A 16,896-nucleotide genomic window follows, 5' to 3' on the forward strand; every position below is an offset into this window, starting at 1 on the left:
CCGCTCTTTTCGCCGACGCCGATGAACTTGACCGGCTTGCCGGTGACATGGCGCACCGACAGCGCCGCACCGCCGCGCGAGTCGCCGTCGGTCTTGGTCAGGATCACGCCGGTCAGCGGCAGGCGATCAGCGAAGGCCTTGGCGGTGTTGGCGGCGTCCTGGCCGGTCATCGAGTCGACCACGAACAGGGTTTCGACCGGATTCAGCGCGCCATGGAGTGCGGCGACCTCCTGCATCATTTCTTCGTCGATGCCGAGGCGGCCGGCGGTGTCGACGATCAGGATGTCGGCGAACTGCAGCTTGGCGTGCGCCAGCGCGGCCTTGGCGATTTCCACCGGCTGGTCCGCGCCGGTCGACGCGAACCATTCCACACCGACCGATTCGGCGACGACGCGCAGCTGCTCGATGGCCGCCGGGCGGTAGACGTCGCAGGACACGACGATGACTTTCTTCTTGTCGACCTCGCGCAGACGCAGCGCCAGCTTGCCGGTCGAGGTGGTCTTGCCCGAGCCCTGCAGGCCAGCCATCAGGATCACCGCCGGTGGCTGGGCGCGCAGGTTCAGCGGCTCGGCCGTGCCGCCGAGCGTGGCGGTCAGTTCCTGCTGGACCACGCGCAGCATCGCCTGACCGGGGGTCAGGCTTTCGGTGACTTCGGCGCCGACCGCGCGCGCCTTCACCTTGTCGATGAAATCGCGGACCACCGGCAGCGCGACATCGGCTTCCAGCAGCGCCATGCGCAGTTCGCGGGCAGCGGTGGCGACCTGGTCTTCGGTCAGACGGCCCTGGCCGCGCAGGGCGTCGAGCGTGCGGGTCAGGCGGGAACTGAGGTTTTCGAACATGCGATCGGCACTGCCGGTGAAGGATGCGGGCGGCGCGATTATGCCGGAGCCGCTAGACCTGAATGTCGTCGCCGCAGCGCAGATGCCGGTAGCGCCGGCCGCGCAGGGCCAGCGCGCACTGCGCGGCAATGCGCTGCTCGCTGCCGGGCTTGGCGTGGGTCAGGTGCAGCATCGGCTGGTGCCGCAGCTTGTCCAGTTCGGCAGCCAGCCCGGCCGGCGTGAAATGGCGGGAACGATCGGCCAGCGCGCCTTCCTCGTCCGGGAAGGCGACCTCGATCATCAGGTGATCGAGTCGCGGCAGCGCGTTCAGCGCCGCCCATAGCGCATCGCTGGCGTGGGTGTCGCCGGTGAACGCGAACACACCGGTGTCGCACTCGATCGCGTAGCCCACCGCCGGCACCGTGTGCGAGACCGCGAACGGCGTGATCCGCAGCGCGCCGATCGTCAGCGGCCGGCCCGCCTCCAGCGGCTGCAGCACCAGCAGCGGGTTGACCGGGTCCGGCAGGGTCGTGAAATCCGGCCACAGCTGCCAGTTGAAGACATGCTGGCGCAGCACCGCGAGGGTTTCCGGAATCGCATGCACCTGCAGCGCGTGATCGATCTCGCCGAACAGGTTGTCGGCCATGAAAGCGAGCCCACAGACGTGATCGAGATGCGCATGGGTGAGCAACACGCTGCGGATTTCGGCCAGCGCCTGGGCCGGCAGGTCGCCGACACCGGTGCCGGCATCGATCAACATCACGCCATCGACCAGCAGGGTGGTGGTGCGCAGGCCGGGGCCGATCCCGCCGCTGCATCCGAGAATCCTGATCTGCATGAGCGTCAGCAGTTCGAGCGAGGCCGGAATGTAGCACGGCGTTTTGCCCGCTCGGCCAGCGTCGCCAATCCGCCCAAGGACAGCCCGCGCTCAGCCCCGCACCGCCCGGCTGCTGCTGCGGCTACCGCAGCCGGCGGTGATATCGTTGTCTATCCGCCGTGATGATCTCCATGTCCCTCGCCTACAGCCTGATCGCCGCTGCCCTGTACGCCTTCGCCGGCTGGCGCGCCCTGCGCGCGCGCTTCGACCGCGAGCATCTGGTGCTGACCCTGGCGCTGCTGGCACACGCGGCGGCGCTCGGCCAACAGGTGATCAGCGGCCCGAACCTGATCATCGGCATCGCCGAATCGGTGTCGATGCTGGGCCTGCTGTCGTCGCTGATGCTGTGGGTGTTCTGCTTCCGCGAGCCGCTGCACGCGCTCGGCGTGGTGCACTACCCGATCACCGCGATCTGGGCGCTGGCACCGGCCCTGTTCACCGACCACGGCCATCCGATTCCGCTGGCCGACTGGAAGATCGGCCTGCACATCGTGTTCTCGCTGCTCAGCGCCGGCCTGCTGACCCTGGCCTCGATCCAGGCAGTGGCCACGCTCAGTCTCGACAACATGCTGCGCCGGCCTTCCAACCTGCAGCTGCTGCGCCGGCTGCCGCCGCTGCAGACCATGGAACGCCTGCTGTTCCAGCTGATCTTCTTCGGCTTCTTCCTGCTGTCGCTGACCCTGGTCAGCGGCCTGCTGTTCGTCGACAACCTGTTCGCCCAGCACCTGGTGCACAAGACCGTGCTGAGCTTCTGCGCCTGGCTCACCTTCGGGCTGCTGCTGTATGGCCGCCTGCGCCACGGCTGGCGCGGCCGCACGGCAGTGCGCTGGGCGCTGTCCGGCTACACGGTGCTGGTGCTCGCCTACTTCGGCTCCAAGCTGGTCCTCGAACAGGTGCTGGGCCGCAGCTGGTACTGACGGCCGGACGCCGCGTCGATTCGGCAGCAGGGGTTGACATGCCACCCCGCGCTTCCGCTTTAATGCGGCACGGGGGGTCACGAGGCCGGTTTCCAGTTGGATGACAAGACACTAGTTGCGCTGCTGTTCCTGCTGGTTTTCCTGCTTCTGCTGTCGGCCTTCTTCGCCGGCTCGGAAACGGCGCTGATGGCGCTCAACCGCTATCGGCTGCGCCACATGGCGAAGTCCGGACACCGCGGCGCCAAGCTGGCCGAAAAGCTGCTCGAACGCCCGGACCGGCTGATCGGCATGATCCTGCTCGGCAACATCGCCGTGCATTCGGCATCGACCGCGATCGCCACCATCATCACGCTCGACCTGTTCGGCAGCCCGTGGATCGCCGCCACCACCGGCGTGCTGACGATCTTCATCCTGATCTTCGGCGAGATCGCCCCGAAGACGCTCAGCGCGCTGCATCCTGAAAAGGTCGCCATCCCGTCGGCCTACATCTATACGACGCTGCAGTGGATCGTGTACCCGGTGGTCTACGTGGTGAATGTGCTGTCCAACGGCGTGCTGCGGCTGTTCGGCGTCAGCCCGGAAGATGCTGCCGCGCACAGCCTGTCGAGCGAGGAACTGCGCTCGGTGGTGGCCGAGGCCGGCGCGATGATTCCCGAGCGCCACCAGCGGATGCTGCTGTCGATCCTCGACCTGGAAAAGGCCACCGTCGAGGACATCATGATTCCGCGCAACGAGATCATCGGCATCGACATCTCCGAGCCCTGGGAGAAGATCCGCGAAGTCATCATCGCGTCCAGCCACACGCGGCTGCCAGTGTTCGACGGCTCGATCGACGACCTGAAGGGTATCGTCCACCTGCGCAAGGTGCTGCGCCTGACCGTGCAGGACAACCTGACGCTCGACAGCCTGCTGACCCTGGTCCGCGATCCGTACTACATCCCGGAAGGCACGCCGCTGAACCAGCAGCTGCTGAACTTCCAGGACCAGAAGCGGCGCATCGGCTTCGTGGTCGACGAGTACGGCGACATCCAGGGGCTGGTGACCCTGGAAGACATCCTCGAGGAAGTGGTCGGCGAGTTCACCTCCGACCCGGCCACGCGGATCAAGAACGTCTACCTGGACGCCGACGGCAGCGTGCTGGTGCACGGCTCGGTGACCATCCGCAGCCTCAACCGCAGCTTGAGCTGGAAGCTGCCGACCGGCGGGCCGAAAACCCTCAACGGCCTGGTCATGGAGCAGCTGCAGGAACTGCCGAAACCGGGGCGGCGGCTGTCGATCGGCGAGTATCAGATCGAGATCACCGATGTCCGCGCCAACGCCGTGAAGAGCGCCAGGGTGCGACCGGTGGCGGCCGTCACCTGACGGCGGCGGCGCTTCGCTAGACTCCGCAGCGGGGCCTGCGCAGACGCCCCGCGTACCGACGATCCTTCGTCCAAGTTCTGCTCCCTTCCGGGCCTTGCCCGCCGGAGCACCGTGACCGCCGTGACCGAACCCGCAACCCTGCCCACCGGCGCCGACGCGCGCCCCGCCCCGGTGTCGTTCCTGCACGCGTTGCGCTTCTGGCTGTGGCTCGGCTTCGTGTCGTTCGGAGGCCCGGCCGGACAGATCGCGGTGATGCACGCCGAACTGGTCGAACGCCGCCGCTGGATTTCCGAACGCCGCTTCCTGCACGCGCTGAACTACTGCATGGTGCTGCCCGGCCCGGAGGCGCAGCAGCTCGCCACCTACATCGGCTGGCTGCTGCACGGCACCCGGGGCGGCATCGTCGCCGGAGCGCTGTTCGTGCTGCCGTCGCTGGCGATCCTGATCGCGCTGACCTGGGCCTATCTGCGCTTCGGCGAACTGCCGGTGATCGCCGGCATCCTCTACGGCATCAAACCGGCGGTGACCGCCATCGTCGTCCACGCGGCCTGGCGGATCGGCAAGCGGGCGCTGAACAATGCCGCGCTGTGGGCGATCGCGGCGGCGGCGTTCGTCGCGATCTTCGCACTGCATCTGCCGTTTCCGCTGATCGTCGTCGCCGCTGCCGCCATCGGCTTCGTCGGTGGCCGGATCGCGCCGCAGCGCTTCCGTACCGGTGGCGGCCACGGCGCTGCCAGGATCAGCCCGCAACCCAGCCTGATCGACGACGACACCATCGTCGCCCATGCCGGCTACCGCACGGCGCGGCTGCTCTCGGTACTCGGCGTCGGGCTGGCGCTGTGGCTGTCGGCCTATCTGGCGCTGCTGGCCACGCTTGGCCACGACAACCCGATCACGACGATGGCGCGGTTCTTCTCTGGCGCGGCGCTGGTGACCTTCGGCGGCGCCTACGCGGTGCTGCCATATGTCTACGACTCGGCGGTCAACCAGTTCCGCTGGCTGAGCGCAGCGCAGATGATCGACGGCCTGGCGCTCGGCGAAACCACGCCCGGGCCGCTGATCATGATCGTCGCCTTCGTCGGCTTCGTGGGCGGCTGGCAGACCGAGGCGCTGGCAGCAAGCCTGGGCCCCGGCCATCTGTTCGCATCGGCGGCGCTGGCCGCGTGTGTCGCGACCTGGTTCACCTTCCTGCCGTCGTTCGTGTTCATCCTCGCCGGCGGGCCGCTGGTGGAAGCCACGCGCGACGACCTGCGCCTGACCGCCCCGCTGACCGGCATCACCGCTGCCGTGGTCGGCGTGATCTTGAACCTGGCGCTGTTCTTCGCCTTCCATGTGCTGTGGCCGGCCGGCTTCGCTGGCCGCTTCGAATGGCCGGCGCTGGCGATCGGCATCGCCGCAGCGGTGGCACTGATGCGCCACGGCATCAGCGTGCCGAAGCTGATCGGCGTCTGCGCGCTCGTGGGGCTCGCGACCCACATCGGCAGCCGCGCGCTGCTGGACTGACCGGCCGGCGCGGCCTAAACGGCGTCGAGCGCCTGCGTCAGCCGCTGCACGGCCACCACCTCCAGATCGAGCTTGACGCTCTTCCGGGGCCGGTTGGCCTCCGGCACGATCGCCCGCTTGAAGCCGTGCTTGGCCGCTTCCTGCAGCCGTTCCTCGCCGTTCTGCACCGGCCGGATCTCGCCCGCGAGGCCGACTTCGCCGAACACCACGGTGTCGTTCGGCACCGGCCTGCCCCGGAAGCTCGACAGCGCGGCCAGCAGCAGCGGCAGATCGGCCGCCGTTTCCTGGATGCGCATGCCGCCGACCACGTTGGCGAACACGTCCTGATCGCCGAGCGCGACGCCGGCATGGCGGTGCAGCACTGCCAGCAGCATCGCCAGGCGATTGCCTTCCAGACCCAGCGCGACGCGGCGCGGATTGCTGCCCTGGCTGGCGTCGACCAGTGCCTGCACTTCCACCAGCAGCGGACGGGAGCCCTGCCGGGTCACGGTGATGACGCTGCCCGGCACCGGCTGCTCATGACGCGACAAAAACAGCGCCGACGGATTGCTGACTTCCTTCAGGCCGGCGTCGGTCATCGCGAACACGCCCATCTCGTTGACGGCGCCGAAGCGGTTCTTGACCGCGCGGACGATGCGGTAGCGGCTGCCGACGTCCTGCTCGAAATACAGCACGGTGTCGACCATGTGCTCCAGCACGCGCGGGCCGGCGATCGCGCCTTCCTTGGTGACATGGCCGACCAGCACGATGGTGCAGCCCTTGCCCTTGGCGTGGCGCACCAGCTGGGCGGCGCATTCGCGCAGCTGCGACACCGAACCCGGTGCTGCATCCAGCGCATCGGTGTACAGCGTCTGGATCGAGTCGAGCACGACGAAGCCGGGCGAAGTCCGGCTCAGCGTGTCGAGGATGGTTTCCAGCCCGGTCTCGGCCAGCACCGGCAGATCGAGGCGCGGCAGGCCGAGGCGGCGCGCCCGCAGGCTGACCTGGGTCAGCGATTCCTCGCCGGTCACGTACAAGGTGCTGACCCGGCCTTCGAGCGCCGCCAGCGCCTGCAGCAGCAGCGTCGACTTGCCGATGCCGGGATCGCCACCGATCAGGATCACCGCGCCGGGGACCACGCCGCCGCCAAGCACCCGATCCAGCTCGCTCAGGCCCGTGGCGATCCGCTCGGCATCCTCGCCGCTGATCTCGTCGAGCCGGCGCACGGCGCTGCGTTCGACCGAAAAGCTGCCAGCGCGCGCCTTCGGCTTGGAGGTCGTGGTTTCGACCAGCGTGTTCCATTCCCCGCAGTCGGCGCACTGGCCCGCCCACTTCGGCGCATCGGCACCGCACTGGTTGCAGACGTAGCGCAGCTTGGCGGCGCCGGGATTCAGGGACTTGGCCATCGTGGACAGATGCGGGATCGGTGGGGTTCGACGTCAGGATTCGACGCCAGAACTTCGACGTCAGGGGCTCGACTTCAGCGGCGCACGCAGCAGCACGATCACGGCGGTGATCAGGGTCACCGCGCCGATCACCGCCGGAATGAAGGCCAGCGCGCCGGCCAGATTGCCTTCGCCGAGGCGGTTGCTGCCCAGGGTCAGGCCGTGGTTGTAGCCGAACATGCTGAACAGATAGAAGCAGAAGTTGCCCCAGATGGCGATCAGCACGCCGAGCCGAACCGTGCGGGCGCTGCCATCGGCCAGCACGAACAGGCGCACGACCATGCCCAGCACGATCGCCATCATGCCGTTCAGCAGCATGCCCAGATGCACGGCGCGCCAGCCGGCGACGGTGCCCGGCAGGTCGTATTCGATGAACAGCGGCACCGGCGAGAACGAGATGCCGCCGAGCATCTTGAAAGTCAGCAAGAAGCCGCCGATCAGGGCCACCAGCAGTGCTGCCAGTCCATGCTTGATCAGTGCCGCCGAGGTGTTGCCGGTCATTTTTTGCTCCCTTGTGATGGATTTGCCGAAACGGTACATCGCGATTTAAGTTAACACCGTTCCGCGATCAATGAGGTGCGCCATGGCCGAGCATTCGCAGCATCCGATGGATCACTTTCCGGTGCGCCCGCTGCGCTTTCCGCTGGCGGCCGATCAGCCGGTGGCGGTGGTCTGGAGCCGCACCAAGCCGGCGTTCTCGGTGTTCCTGAATGCGCTGGCGATGCACGTGCCGCACTTCGAACGCTATCTGGTGGCGTCGCTGCGCCGGGCGCGCGAGCAGATCCGGGACCCCGCGCTCAAGCGCGACGTCACCGCGATCATCGGCCAGGAAGCCAACCACTCGCACAACCTGACCGCCTTCAACCAGCACCTGCGCGCCCGTTACCCGGAAGCCGTGGCCATCGACGATGCCTCGATCGCCTGGTTCGCGCGGCACGCCGCCGAGGACGACCTGAAAGCCAGCGTCGGCTTTACGGCCGGCTATGAAACCTTCACCTTCCTGGCCGGGATGATCATCCTGCAGCACCACGATCGCTGGTTCGCCGATGCCGATCCGCAGATGAAGGCGCTGTGGGTCTGGCATCAGGTCGAGGAGATCGAACACGGCGCGGTGGCCTTCGAAGTCTGGCAGCACCTGTTCGGCGAGCACGAATGGACCCGCAAGTGGATGGTGCTGAAGGCGGCCCTGCACATCGCCCGCGAGACTGTGCTGCTGTATCCGCGCATGGCGCGCCGGGAAGGCTGGCTGCGCTCGCCGTGGCAGGCCATGAAAACGCTGGCCTTCGGCGGCGAGATGCTCGGCCGGCTGTTCCTCGCCGCGCTGCCGGTGTTCAGCCGCCGCTACCACCCGCGCCGGCACCCGATCGCCACCACCGCGCAGAACCCGATCCAGATCGCCTGGCGGCGCTATGAGGCGAGCGGCGGCGACGTGCTGGCGATCGATCACGCCAAACTCGCCGCGATGCTGCGGATGGCCCCGCCAGCCGGTTCACCGATGGGCTGACAGCACCGCCGGGCGCGGCCATAATCCGCGCCCTTGAGCAAGCCGCCTTCCCTGCCGATCCTGCTGTCGCCGCCGCTGCCTGCGGAGGCTGGCGCACGCCTGCACTGGGCCGGCCTGCCGGGTGCCTCGGCGGCCCTGGCGATCGCCGAAGCCGCTGCCCGCCACGAAGGGCTGGTGATCGCCATCACCCACGGCGAACAGCACGCCTACAAGCTCGAAGAAGAACTGCGCTTCTTCGCCCATCCGTCGATTCCGGTGATGCATTTCCCGGACGCCGAAACGCTGCCCTACGACCCGTTCTCGCCGCACCAGGAAATCCTGTCCGACCGGCTGGCCGCGCTCTATCGGCTGCCGTCGCAGACCCGGGGCGTGATGATCGTCACCGCCGGCACGCTGCTCGAACGGCTGCCGCCGCGCAGCTGGCTCGATGGCCGGGCGCTGTTGCTGAAGGCCGGCGACAAGCTGCCGCCGCACGCCTTCCGCGAACGCCTGATCGCCGCCGGCTACCAGAGCGTGTCCGAGGTGCAGACCCAGGGCGAGTTCGCGGTGCGTGGAGCCTTGATCGACGTCTTCCCGATGGGCGCCTCGGAGGCGTACCGGCTCGACCTGTTCGACGAGGAAGTCGAGACCATCCGGGTGTTCGATCCGGACACCCAGCGCTCCTCGGCCAAGGTCGACGAGATCCGCCTGCTGCCGGCCCGCGAGTTCCCGACCGACAAGGCCGGCGTCGAGGTGTTCCGGCGCCGCTACCGCGAGTATTTCCCGGGCGATCCGGCGCGCTCGCGGATCTATTCGGAAGTCTCGAAGAACCTGATGCCGGGCGGCATCGAAGCCTATCTGCCGCTGTTCTTCGCGCCGGAAACGGCGGCCGTCGCCAGCCTTTACGACTACCTGCCGGTGCATGCGCTGATCATCGCCACCGATGATCTCGACACCGCGCTGGCCGCCGAATGGAAGCAGATCGAAGAACGCTACGAGCGCTATTCGGGGAATCTCGAACGGCCGCTGATGCGGCCCGCCGACCTGTTCATCGAGCCGAAGACGGCACTCGAGGAACTGGGCTACTACCCGCAGGTGCGGCTGGCCGGCCCGGCCGCCGACGGCGCGCCGGCGGCAGCCGATTTCGGCTGCGCGCCGATCGCCGGCACCGCCGATGAACTGAAGGCGTTGCTGAAGGCCTCGACGCGCCGGGCGCTGTTCGTCGCCGAATCGGCCGGCCGCCGCGAAGCGCTGATCGGCTGGCTCAAGAGCCTTGGCATCCTGCCGCGCCAGTACGAGCGCTGGGCGGCGTTCGCGGCCGATGCCAACCGCTACGGCATCGTGCTCGGCCCGCTGCAGGACGGTCTCGATCTGCCGGCCGCCAACGTCGCCGTGATCGCCGAAGCGCAGGTGTTCGGCGCCCGGGCGCCGGTGTCCCTGCGCAAGCGCGGCAAGGTGCGCGATCCGGAAACCATCCTCCGCGATCTCAACGATCTGAAGCTCGGCGCGCCGGTGGTGCACGTCGAGCACGGCGTCGGCCGCTATCGCGGCCAGATCCGGCGCGATGCTGGTGGTGTGGAAGCCGAGTATCTGGTGCTGGAGTACGCCGACGCCGACAAGCTCTATGTGCCAGTCGCCAGCCTCAATCAGATCCACCGCTACACCGGCGCCGAGGAGCAGGCCGCGCCGCTGCACAACCTGGGTTCGGATCGCTGGTCGAAGGCGCGCGCCAAGGCCCGCGAACGGGCCGCCGATGTCGCCGCCGAGCTGCTGCAGATTCAGGCGCGCCGCGCCGCGCGCGAAGGCATGGCGCTGCCGGTCAACGAAGATGCCTTCGCGGTGTTCAACGAGGGCTTCCGCTTCCTGACCACGCCGGACCAGCAGAAGGCGATCGACGCCGTGCTGGCCGACATGGCGCAGCCCAAGCCGATGGATCGCGTGGTCTGCGGCGATGTCGGCTTCGGCAAGACCGAAGTGGCGCTGCGCGCGGCGTTCGCCGCCGCCGTCAACGGCAAGCAGGTCTGCGTGCTGGCGCCGACCACGCTCCTGGTGCAGCAGCACGAAAAGAACTTCCGCGACCGCTTCGCGCAGTACTGCGAAGCGATCGGCGAGCCGGCCGGCGCGCCGTCGATCCGTATTGCCGGCCTGTCCCGGCTGCGCACGGCGAAGGAGCAGACCCAGCTGCTCGACGATCTCGCGAAAGGTCAGGTCGACATCGTCATCGGCACCCATCGGCTGATCCAGGACGACGTTCGCTTCGCCGATCTCGGCCTCGTCATCGTCGATGAGGAACACCGCTTCGGCGTCCGTCACAAGGAAAAGCTCAAGAACCTGCGGGCCGAAGTGCACCTGCTGACGCTGACGGCGACGCCGATCCCGCGCACGCTGAACATGAGCATGGCGGGCCTGCGCGACCTGTCGATCATCGCCACGCCGCCAAGCACCCGTCTGGCGATCCGCACGTTTGTCTCGGAGTGGGATTCGGCGCTGGTCTACGAAGCCTGCCTGCGCGAACTGCGCAGAGGCGGCCAGGTGTATTTCCTGCACAACGAGGTCAAGGACATCGAGCGCTTCGCCGGCGAGATCCAGGCCCTGGTGCCGGAAGGCAAGGTGCGCTTTGCGCACGGCCAGATGCGCGAGCGCGAGCTGGAACAGGTGATGCTCGATTTCTACCACGGCCGCTTCAACATCCTGGTCTGCACGACGATCATCGAGTCCGGCATCGACGTGCCGAACGCCAACACCATCCTGATCGACCGCGCCGATCATCTCGGCCTCGCCCAGCTGCATCAGCTCCGAGGCCGTGTCGGCCGCAGCCACCACCGCGCCTACGCCTACCTGCTGGTACCGTCCAAGCGCAGCCTCACCGAGGACGCCGCCAAGCGCCTGCAGGCAATCGAGGAGTTGGGCGAGCTGGGCTCCGGCTTCGCGCTGGCGACGCAGGATCTGGAGATCCGCGGCGCGGGCGAGCTGCTCGGCGACAACCAGAGCGGCCAGATCGAGGAAATCGGCTTCACGATGTACGCCGAGATGCTGGCCAACGCGGTGCGCGCATTGCGCCACGGCCGGATCGCCGACGCGCCGTTCGGCCAGGCGCCCTGCGAGGTCGATCTCGGCTCTTCGGCGCTGATTCCGGACGACTACGTGCCGGACGTGCACAGCCGCCTGGTGCTCTACAAGCGGATCGCCGAAACCCGGACCGAGGACGAGCTGGAAGAGCTGAAGGTGGAGCTGATCGACCGCTTCGGCCTGCTGCCGCCGCAGGCCGAGCGCCTCTGCGAAGCCGCGCTGCTGCGCCAGCTGGGCGAGACGGCCGGCATCACCAAGATCCGCGCCGGCGCCAAGACCGCGATGCTCGACTTCGGCCCGGCACCGGCGATCGAGCCGATGAAGCTGATCAAGCTGATCCAGACCCAGCCAAAGGTCTACAAGCTGGAAGGCCAGAAGCGGCTGACCATCACCGCCAAGGAACTCGAAGAGCCGGCGCAGCGCGCGCCGCTGCTGACCGCGCTGCTCGGCCGGCTGGTGACGGCACCCGCCAAGCCGTAAGTCGGGTCGCGACCCGCCATTTCGACGGTCGCGCCGCGGTCAACGCGGGTTGTGAGCGGCCCTATACCGGCATGCGGCCGCTGAGCGCGCGGGCCAGGGTGCCGCCGTCGACGTATTCCAGCTCGCCCCCCATCGGCACGCCGTGGGCGATGCGGGTCACGGCGACACCCCGGGCGCGCGCCAGTTCGGCGAGGTAATACGCGGTGGCCTCACCTTCGACGGTCGGATTGATCGCGATGATCAACTCGCGCACGTCGCCATCGGTCAGCTGGGCCGCCAGGTTGTCGAGACCCAGCTCGGCCGGGCCGATGCCATCGATCGGCGACAGCCGGCCCATCAGCACGAAGTAGCGGCCGCGATAGCTGCCGGTGTTCTCCACCGCGATCAGATCGGCCGGGTGTTCGACCACGCACAGCTGGCCGGTGGCGAACCGGGCATCGCCGCAGTAGCTGCAGCGACTGTCCTCGCGGAACATCCGGCAGCGCGGGCAGCGTTCGATTCCGGTCAGCGCCTCGGCCAGGGTGGTGGTCAGGAAGGCGGCGCCATCACGATCGCGATCGAGCAGGTGAAAGGCCATGCGCTGCGCCGACTTCGGGCCGACGCCGGGCAGCCGGCGCAGCGCGTCGATGAGGCGGGTCAGGCGCGGCGTGTAAGTGGCCATGCGATGCGGCGCGTGATCAGAAGCCCATGCCCGGCGGCAGGTTCATGCCGGCGGTGACCTTGCTCATCTTCTCGGCCGAATGGCGCTCCAGCTTCTGGGCGGCATCGTTGATGGCGGCGGCGATCAGGTCTTCGAGGAATTCCTTGTCTTCCTTCATCGCTTCCGGGTCGATCACCACGCGACGCGCCTCGTGCTTGCCGTTCAGCGTGATCTTGACCATGCCGGCGCCGGATTCACCGGTGATCTCGGTGGCGGCGATCTCGGCCTGCACCTTCTTCATCGTTTCCTGCGCCTTCTGCGCCTGCTGCATCAGCTGGGCGAGCGGACCTTTCATGCGGTTCTCCTGATTCGGTGGAAATGGGGCGCTCGCCAGATCATGGGGCGGGCGGCCGCGGCTTCAATCAATGGGTGGTCGGGTCGATCGGCTGGATCGAACCGGCGCGGACGGTGGCGCCGAACAGCGTGCGGAAGCTGGTCACCACCGGGTCCTGCTCGATGGCCTTTTCGGCATCGCGCTGACGGTCGATCACCTTCTGCTCGTCCAGTGCCGCCGGGTGCAGCTGGCCGGGCACCGCGACCGGCTCGACCACCAGGCTCAGCGCGCCGAGCCGGGCGACCAGCGCCGCTTCGACCGCCGCGCGGCGCTCCTCGGTCTGCAGGTGCTTGGCACGCGGATCGAGCGCGAAACGCAGCACGCCGGCTTCCTGCGACAGCCAGGCGCAATGGCGGGCGAACTGCCGGGTCATGCCATCGAGCCCCAGCGTGTCGACCAGCGCGTGCCACCTCTCGGCCGTGCTGGCCGGTGCAGCCGATGCCAGCGGCGCCGGGACCGATGCCGATGCGGCAGCCGGCGGCGCGGCGACGGCCGCTGCGCTCGGTGCCGGCTTCGGCGCGGTTGCCGGCATCCGGATGTTGCCGCTGCGCGGCGCAGCGGCAACGGCAGCGGCCGGCGCCGTCGAGGCCCAGGGCGGCGCATCGGCAGCACCGGCGCGCGACGACGCTGCCGCCGGCGCGGCCACGGCCCGTCCGCCGCCACCGCCGGCCGGTGCCGCCGGTGCGCTGTCGTCAAGCCGCAGCGCGAACATCCGCAGCACCGTCATCTCGAAACCCAGGCGCGGGTCCGGCGAATACGGCAGATCGCGACGGCCGAGCACGGCGGTCTGGTACCAGAGCTGCACATCGTCAACCGCCAGCCGCTCGGCCAGCGGCGCCAGACGCGGATCGTCGTCCTCGTCGCCCGAGCCGGGCAGCAGCTGCAGCATCGCGATCCGCTGCAGCGCGGCGGCCAGATCGTTCAGCAGCGCCTGGAAATCCGGCGCCGATTCCTCGAGCCGGCGCAGTGCGGCCAGCAGCGCCTCACCGTCATGCGCGGCCAGCGCGTCGATGACATCGAGCAGGTTGCGGCGGCCGCCAGTGCCGAGCATCTCTTCGACGCCGACCGCTTCGAGCCGGCCGCCTCCCGCGAACACCAGCGCCTGATCGAGCAGCGACAGGCCGTCGCGCATCGAGCCATCGGCAGCGCGCGCCAGTTCGGTGATCGCAGCGGTTTCGAACTCGACCGCCTCGTCCTTGAGGATGTCGGCGAGGTTGTCGCGGATCATCGCCACGCTGAGCCGCTTCAGGTTGAACTGCAGGCAACGGCTCAGCACCGTGATCGGCAGCTTCTGCGGGTCTGTTGTCGCCAGGATGAACTTCACATGCGGTGGCGGCTCTTCGAGCGTCTTCAGCAGCGCATTGAAGGCGCCTTTCGACAGCATGTGGACTTCGTCGATCAGGTAGACCTTGTAGCGGCCCCGGGCCGGCGAGTACTGGGCGTTGTCGATCACTTCGCGGATGTTGTCGACGCCGGTGTTCGACGCGGCATCGATTTCCAGCAGGTCGACGAAGCGGCCGTCGTTGACCTCCTTGCAAGCGGAGCAGATGCCGCAGGGATTGGCGCTGACGCCGGTCTGGCAGTTCAGGCCCTTGGCGATGATTCGCGCCAGCGTGGTCTTGCCGACGCCACGGGTGCCGGTCAGCAGGATCGCCGGGTGCAGCCGGTCGGCGTCCAGCGCATGGGTCAAGGCCTTGACCACATGGCCCTGGCCGCGCACGTCCTCGAAGCGGCGCGGACGCCATTTGCGGGCAAGCGCGAGATAGCTCATAGGGATTCACGGGGGCTTGAAACGGGGAGCCGCATTGTCGCGGATGGCCGGCCGTCGTGCATGCGGTGGCGCTGCGTCGTCACCGCACGCGGGCCGTAGCGCCGTCGGTGGACGATCACGTTCGCGCCGACGGAGGCTCGGAAATCGGGACCGGATGGCAAGGGCCGTCTCGGGATCGTCATCCAGCCTTCACCGCGTTGACCACAAGCCTCGCGAGCATGCCGCCTTCGATTTCATCGAGACGCGCAGCGATGGCAGACGAATCCGGTACGCCCCTCGACCGCCGGGCTTTCCTGCGGATGACCGCCGCCACGGCCGGCGCGGCGCTGCTGCCGGCGTCGATCCAGAAGGCGCTGGCAATTCCGGCCCGCAGCCGCAGCGGCACCATTCGCGATGTCGAGCATGTGGTGATCCTGATGCAGGAAAATCGCAGCTTCGACCACTACTTCGGCACCTTGCCCGGCGTGCGCGGCTTCGGCGATCGCTTCACGATTCCGCAGGCTTCCGGCAAGCCGATCTGGCATCAGCGCGACCTGGCCGGCGCGGACGTGCTGCCGTTCCATCTCGACGCCGCGATCGGCAATGCCCAGCGCGTGGACGGCACGCCGCACGGCTGGAGCGACGCCCACCACGCCTGGAACGACGGCCGCTACGGCTACTGGCCAGTGCACAAGCGCGCGCAGTCGATGGGCTACTACCAGGAAGCGGAACTGCCGTTCCAGTTCGCGCTGGCGCGGGCCTTCACGGTCTGCGATGCCTATCACGCGGCCATCCACAGCAGCACCAACCCGAACCGGCTGATGCTGTTTACCGGCACCAACGACCCGGACGGCCTCGGCGGCGGCCCGATCACCGACAACCGCAACGACGATCTCGGCCCCAGCGCCGAAGGCTTCCGCTGGACCACCTACCCCGAACGCCTGCAGGCGGCCGGCGTGTCGTGGAAGGTCTACCAGGACATGGCCGACAACTTCACCGACAACCCGCTGGAAGGCTTCGCGAGCTTCCGCGCCGCCTACGCGCGCGACCCCGGCTCGCCGCTGGTGAGCCGCGGCCTGAGCAGCACGCTGGGCAACAACAGCCTCGACGGCCTGCGAGACGACGTGCTCGCCGGCCGACTGCCGCAGGTGTCGTACATCGTGGCGCCGGCGGCGTACTCCGAGCATCCGGGGCCGTCCAGCCCGGTGCAGGGCGGCTGGTACGCGCAGGCGGTGCTGGAAGCGCTGACCGCCGATCCGGAAGTGTGGAGCCGCACCGTGCTGCTGCTGACCTTCGACGAGAACGACGGTTTCTTCGATCACCTGCCGCCGCCCAGCGCCCACTCGATCGGCCTGGATGGCCAGCCAGCCGGTGCTTCGACCGTCGACGACCGGCAGGACCGCCATCGCGGCGACAGCCCGCTCGATCGCCAGTGGCCCTACGGCCCCGGCCCGCGCGTGCCGATGACCGTGATCTCGCCGTGGAGCCGAGGCGGCTGGGTGTGCTCGGAAACCTTCGACCACACCTCGATCATCCGCTTCCTGGAAGCGCGTTTCGGCGTGATGGAACCGAACATCAGCCCGCGCCGCCGCGCCATCTGCGGCGATCTCACCCGCTGCTTCGACTTCGCCACTCCGAACGACACGCGCCTGCCGGCCGCCCCGATCCTGAGCCGCCGCGAGGCCGACGCCGTTCGCCGCGCACAGGAACAGCTGCCGCAGATTGCCGCGCCGCGCGGCCGGAACGGCCAGCTGCCGGTGCAGCCGGCCGGCATCCGGCCGTCGCGCGCCCTGCCCTACGAACTGGCGGCCGACGCCACGGTGTCACCGCGCGGCATCCGGCTGGACTTCATCAACACCGGCACCGCCGGCGCGGTCTTCCACGTCTACAACCGGCTGCACCTGCGCGAACTGCCGCGCCGCTACACCGTGGAAGCCGGCATGGCGCTGGCCGACATCTGGCGACCGCTGCTGACCGATCTCGGCGAGTACGACCTGTGGCTGCTCGGCCCCAACGGCTTTCACCGCCAGTACAGCGGCCAGCTCGGCGTGCTGGACCGCCGCGCCGCAGCCCCCGAAGTCCGCATCCGCCACGACGCCAGTACTGAACCGCCCCGGTTTTCCCGGAGGCCATTTCGATTGAGTCACGCCGCGATGGCGAGCTCTTGGGTTTGTGAATA

13 protein-coding genes are annotated in these 16,896 nt (G+C 68.6%); 6 read left to right on the forward strand and 7 right to left on the reverse strand.

What is annotated here, in order from left to right; genetic code table 11:
* Both ACTIGJ_RS19315 and ACTIGJ_RS19320 read right to left on the reverse strand, forming a co-directional pair.
* The coding region (locus tag ACTIGJ_RS19315; RefSeq protein ID WP_439641951.1) for a signal recognition particle protein at window positions 1-839 on the reverse strand (839 nt) is incomplete at its 3' end.
* A gap of 52 nt (window positions 840-891) precedes the next feature.
* Window positions 892-1,656 (reverse strand): MBL fold metallo-hydrolase, encoded by a 765-nt coding sequence (locus tag ACTIGJ_RS19320; protein WP_439641952.1) that lies wholly within the window; start codon window positions 1,654-1,656, stop codon window positions 892-894.
* Between the two features lie 161 nt (window positions 1,657-1,817).
* On the opposite strand from ACTIGJ_RS19320, the gene ACTIGJ_RS19325 reads away from it, so the two are divergent.
* The 3 genes from ACTIGJ_RS19325 (at window position 1,818) to chrA (ending at window position 5,477) form a co-directional block, all read left to right on the forward strand.
* Window positions 1,818-2,612: a cytochrome C assembly family protein gene (locus tag ACTIGJ_RS19325; RefSeq protein ID WP_439641953.1), complete on the forward strand. Its 795-nt coding sequence runs from the start codon at window positions 1,818-1,820 to the stop codon at window positions 2,610-2,612.
* A 96-nt stretch (window positions 2,613-2,708) separates the two neighbouring features.
* Window positions 2,709-3,974 (forward strand): HlyC/CorC family transporter, encoded by a 1,266-nt coding sequence (locus ACTIGJ_RS19330; RefSeq protein ID WP_439641954.1) that lies wholly within the window; start codon window positions 2,709-2,711, stop codon window positions 3,972-3,974.
* Between the two features lie 120 nt (window positions 3,975-4,094).
* Window positions 4,095-5,477 (forward strand): chromate efflux transporter, encoded by a 1,383-nt coding sequence (gene chrA / locus ACTIGJ_RS19335; protein ID WP_439641955.1) that lies wholly within the window; start codon window positions 4,095-4,097, stop codon window positions 5,475-5,477.
* A 14-nt stretch (window positions 5,478-5,491) separates the two neighbouring features.
* On the opposite strand, the gene radA is transcribed toward chrA, so the two are convergent.
* Entirely contained in the window at window positions 5,492-6,862 is a 1,371-nt protein-coding gene (gene radA, locus ACTIGJ_RS19340; RefSeq protein WP_439641956.1) for a DNA repair protein RadA, read from the reverse strand.
* 60 nt (window positions 6,863-6,922) lie between these two features.
* Window positions 6,923-7,402, reverse strand: coding sequence for a hypothetical protein (locus tag ACTIGJ_RS19345; protein ID WP_439641957.1), 480 nt, complete (start codon window positions 7,400-7,402; stop codon window positions 6,923-6,925).
* A gap of 82 nt (window positions 7,403-7,484) precedes the next feature.
* On the opposite strand from ACTIGJ_RS19345, the gene ACTIGJ_RS19350 reads away from it, so the two are divergent.
* Entirely contained in the window at window positions 7,485-8,405 is a 921-nt protein-coding gene (locus ACTIGJ_RS19350; protein ID WP_439641958.1) for a metal-dependent hydrolase, read from the forward strand.
* A 33-nt stretch (window positions 8,406-8,438) separates the two neighbouring features.
* Window positions 8,439-11,933 carry a transcription-repair coupling factor gene (gene mfd / locus ACTIGJ_RS19355; protein WP_439641959.1) on the forward strand — a complete coding sequence of 1,165 codons (3,495 nt, stop codon included), beginning with the start codon at window positions 8,439-8,441 and terminating at the stop codon, window positions 11,931-11,933.
* Between the two features lie 61 nt (window positions 11,934-11,994).
* Here the strand turns inward: mfd and recR are convergent, their stop codons facing one another.
* The 3 genes from recR to dnaX all read right to left on the reverse strand — a co-directional run bounded on the left by recR (window position 11,995) and on the right by dnaX (window position 14,738).
* Entirely contained in the window at window positions 11,995-12,594 is a 600-nt protein-coding gene (recR, locus tag ACTIGJ_RS19360) for a recombination mediator RecR (RefSeq protein WP_439641960.1), read from the reverse strand.
* A 16-nt stretch (window positions 12,595-12,610) separates the two neighbouring features.
* On the reverse strand, window positions 12,611-12,928 hold the full coding sequence (locus ACTIGJ_RS19365) for a YbaB/EbfC family nucleoid-associated protein (RefSeq protein ID WP_439641961.1): 318 nt from the start codon (window positions 12,926-12,928) through the stop codon (window positions 12,611-12,613).
* A gap of 67 nt (window positions 12,929-12,995) precedes the next feature.
* A complete protein-coding gene (dnaX, locus tag ACTIGJ_RS19370) occupies window positions 12,996-14,738 on the reverse strand; it encodes a DNA polymerase III subunit gamma/tau (protein WP_439641962.1) in 1,743 nt (580 codons plus the stop codon).
* 251 nt (window positions 14,739-14,989) lie between these two features.
* Here dnaX and ACTIGJ_RS19375 point away from each other — a divergent pair.
* A partial coding sequence (locus ACTIGJ_RS19375; protein ID WP_439641963.1) for a phosphocholine-specific phospholipase C occupies window positions 14,990-16,896 on the forward strand: 1,907 nt, incomplete at its 3' end.

The sequence above is a fragment of the Nevskia sp. genome, from assembly GCF_051860985.1.
Taxonomy (GTDB): domain Bacteria; phylum Pseudomonadota; class Gammaproteobacteria; order Nevskiales; family Nevskiaceae; genus Nevskia.

What these genes read in the sequence shown, in the direction of transcription:
- ACTIGJ_RS19320 (WP_439641952.1), bottom strand. Translation starts at nt 1,656, where the DNA reads ATGCAGATCAGGATTCTCGGATGCAGCGGCGGGATCGGCCCCGGCCTG.
- ACTIGJ_RS19325 (WP_439641953.1), top strand. Translation starts at nt 1,818, where the DNA reads ATGATCTCCATGTCCCTCGCCTACAGCCTGATCGCCGCTGCCCTGTAC.
- radA (WP_439641956.1), bottom strand. Translation starts at nt 6,862, where the DNA reads ATGGCCAAGTCCCTGAATCCCGGCGCCGCCAAGCTGCGCTACGTCTGC.
- ACTIGJ_RS19345 (WP_439641957.1), bottom strand. Translation starts at nt 7,402, where the DNA reads ATGACCGGCAACACCTCGGCGGCACTGATCAAGCATGGACTGGCAGCA.
- ACTIGJ_RS19350 (WP_439641958.1), top strand. Translation starts at nt 7,485, where the DNA reads ATGGCCGAGCATTCGCAGCATCCGATGGATCACTTTCCGGTGCGCCCG.
- recR (WP_439641960.1), bottom strand. Translation starts at nt 12,594, where the DNA reads ATGGCCACTTACACGCCGCGCCTGACCCGCCTCATCGACGCGCTGCGC.
- ACTIGJ_RS19365 (WP_439641961.1), bottom strand. Translation starts at nt 12,928, where the DNA reads ATGAAAGGTCCGCTCGCCCAGCTGATGCAGCAGGCGCAGAAGGCGCAG.
- dnaX (WP_439641962.1), bottom strand. Translation starts at nt 14,738, where the DNA reads ATGAGCTATCTCGCGCTTGCCCGCAAATGGCGTCCGCGCCGCTTCGAG.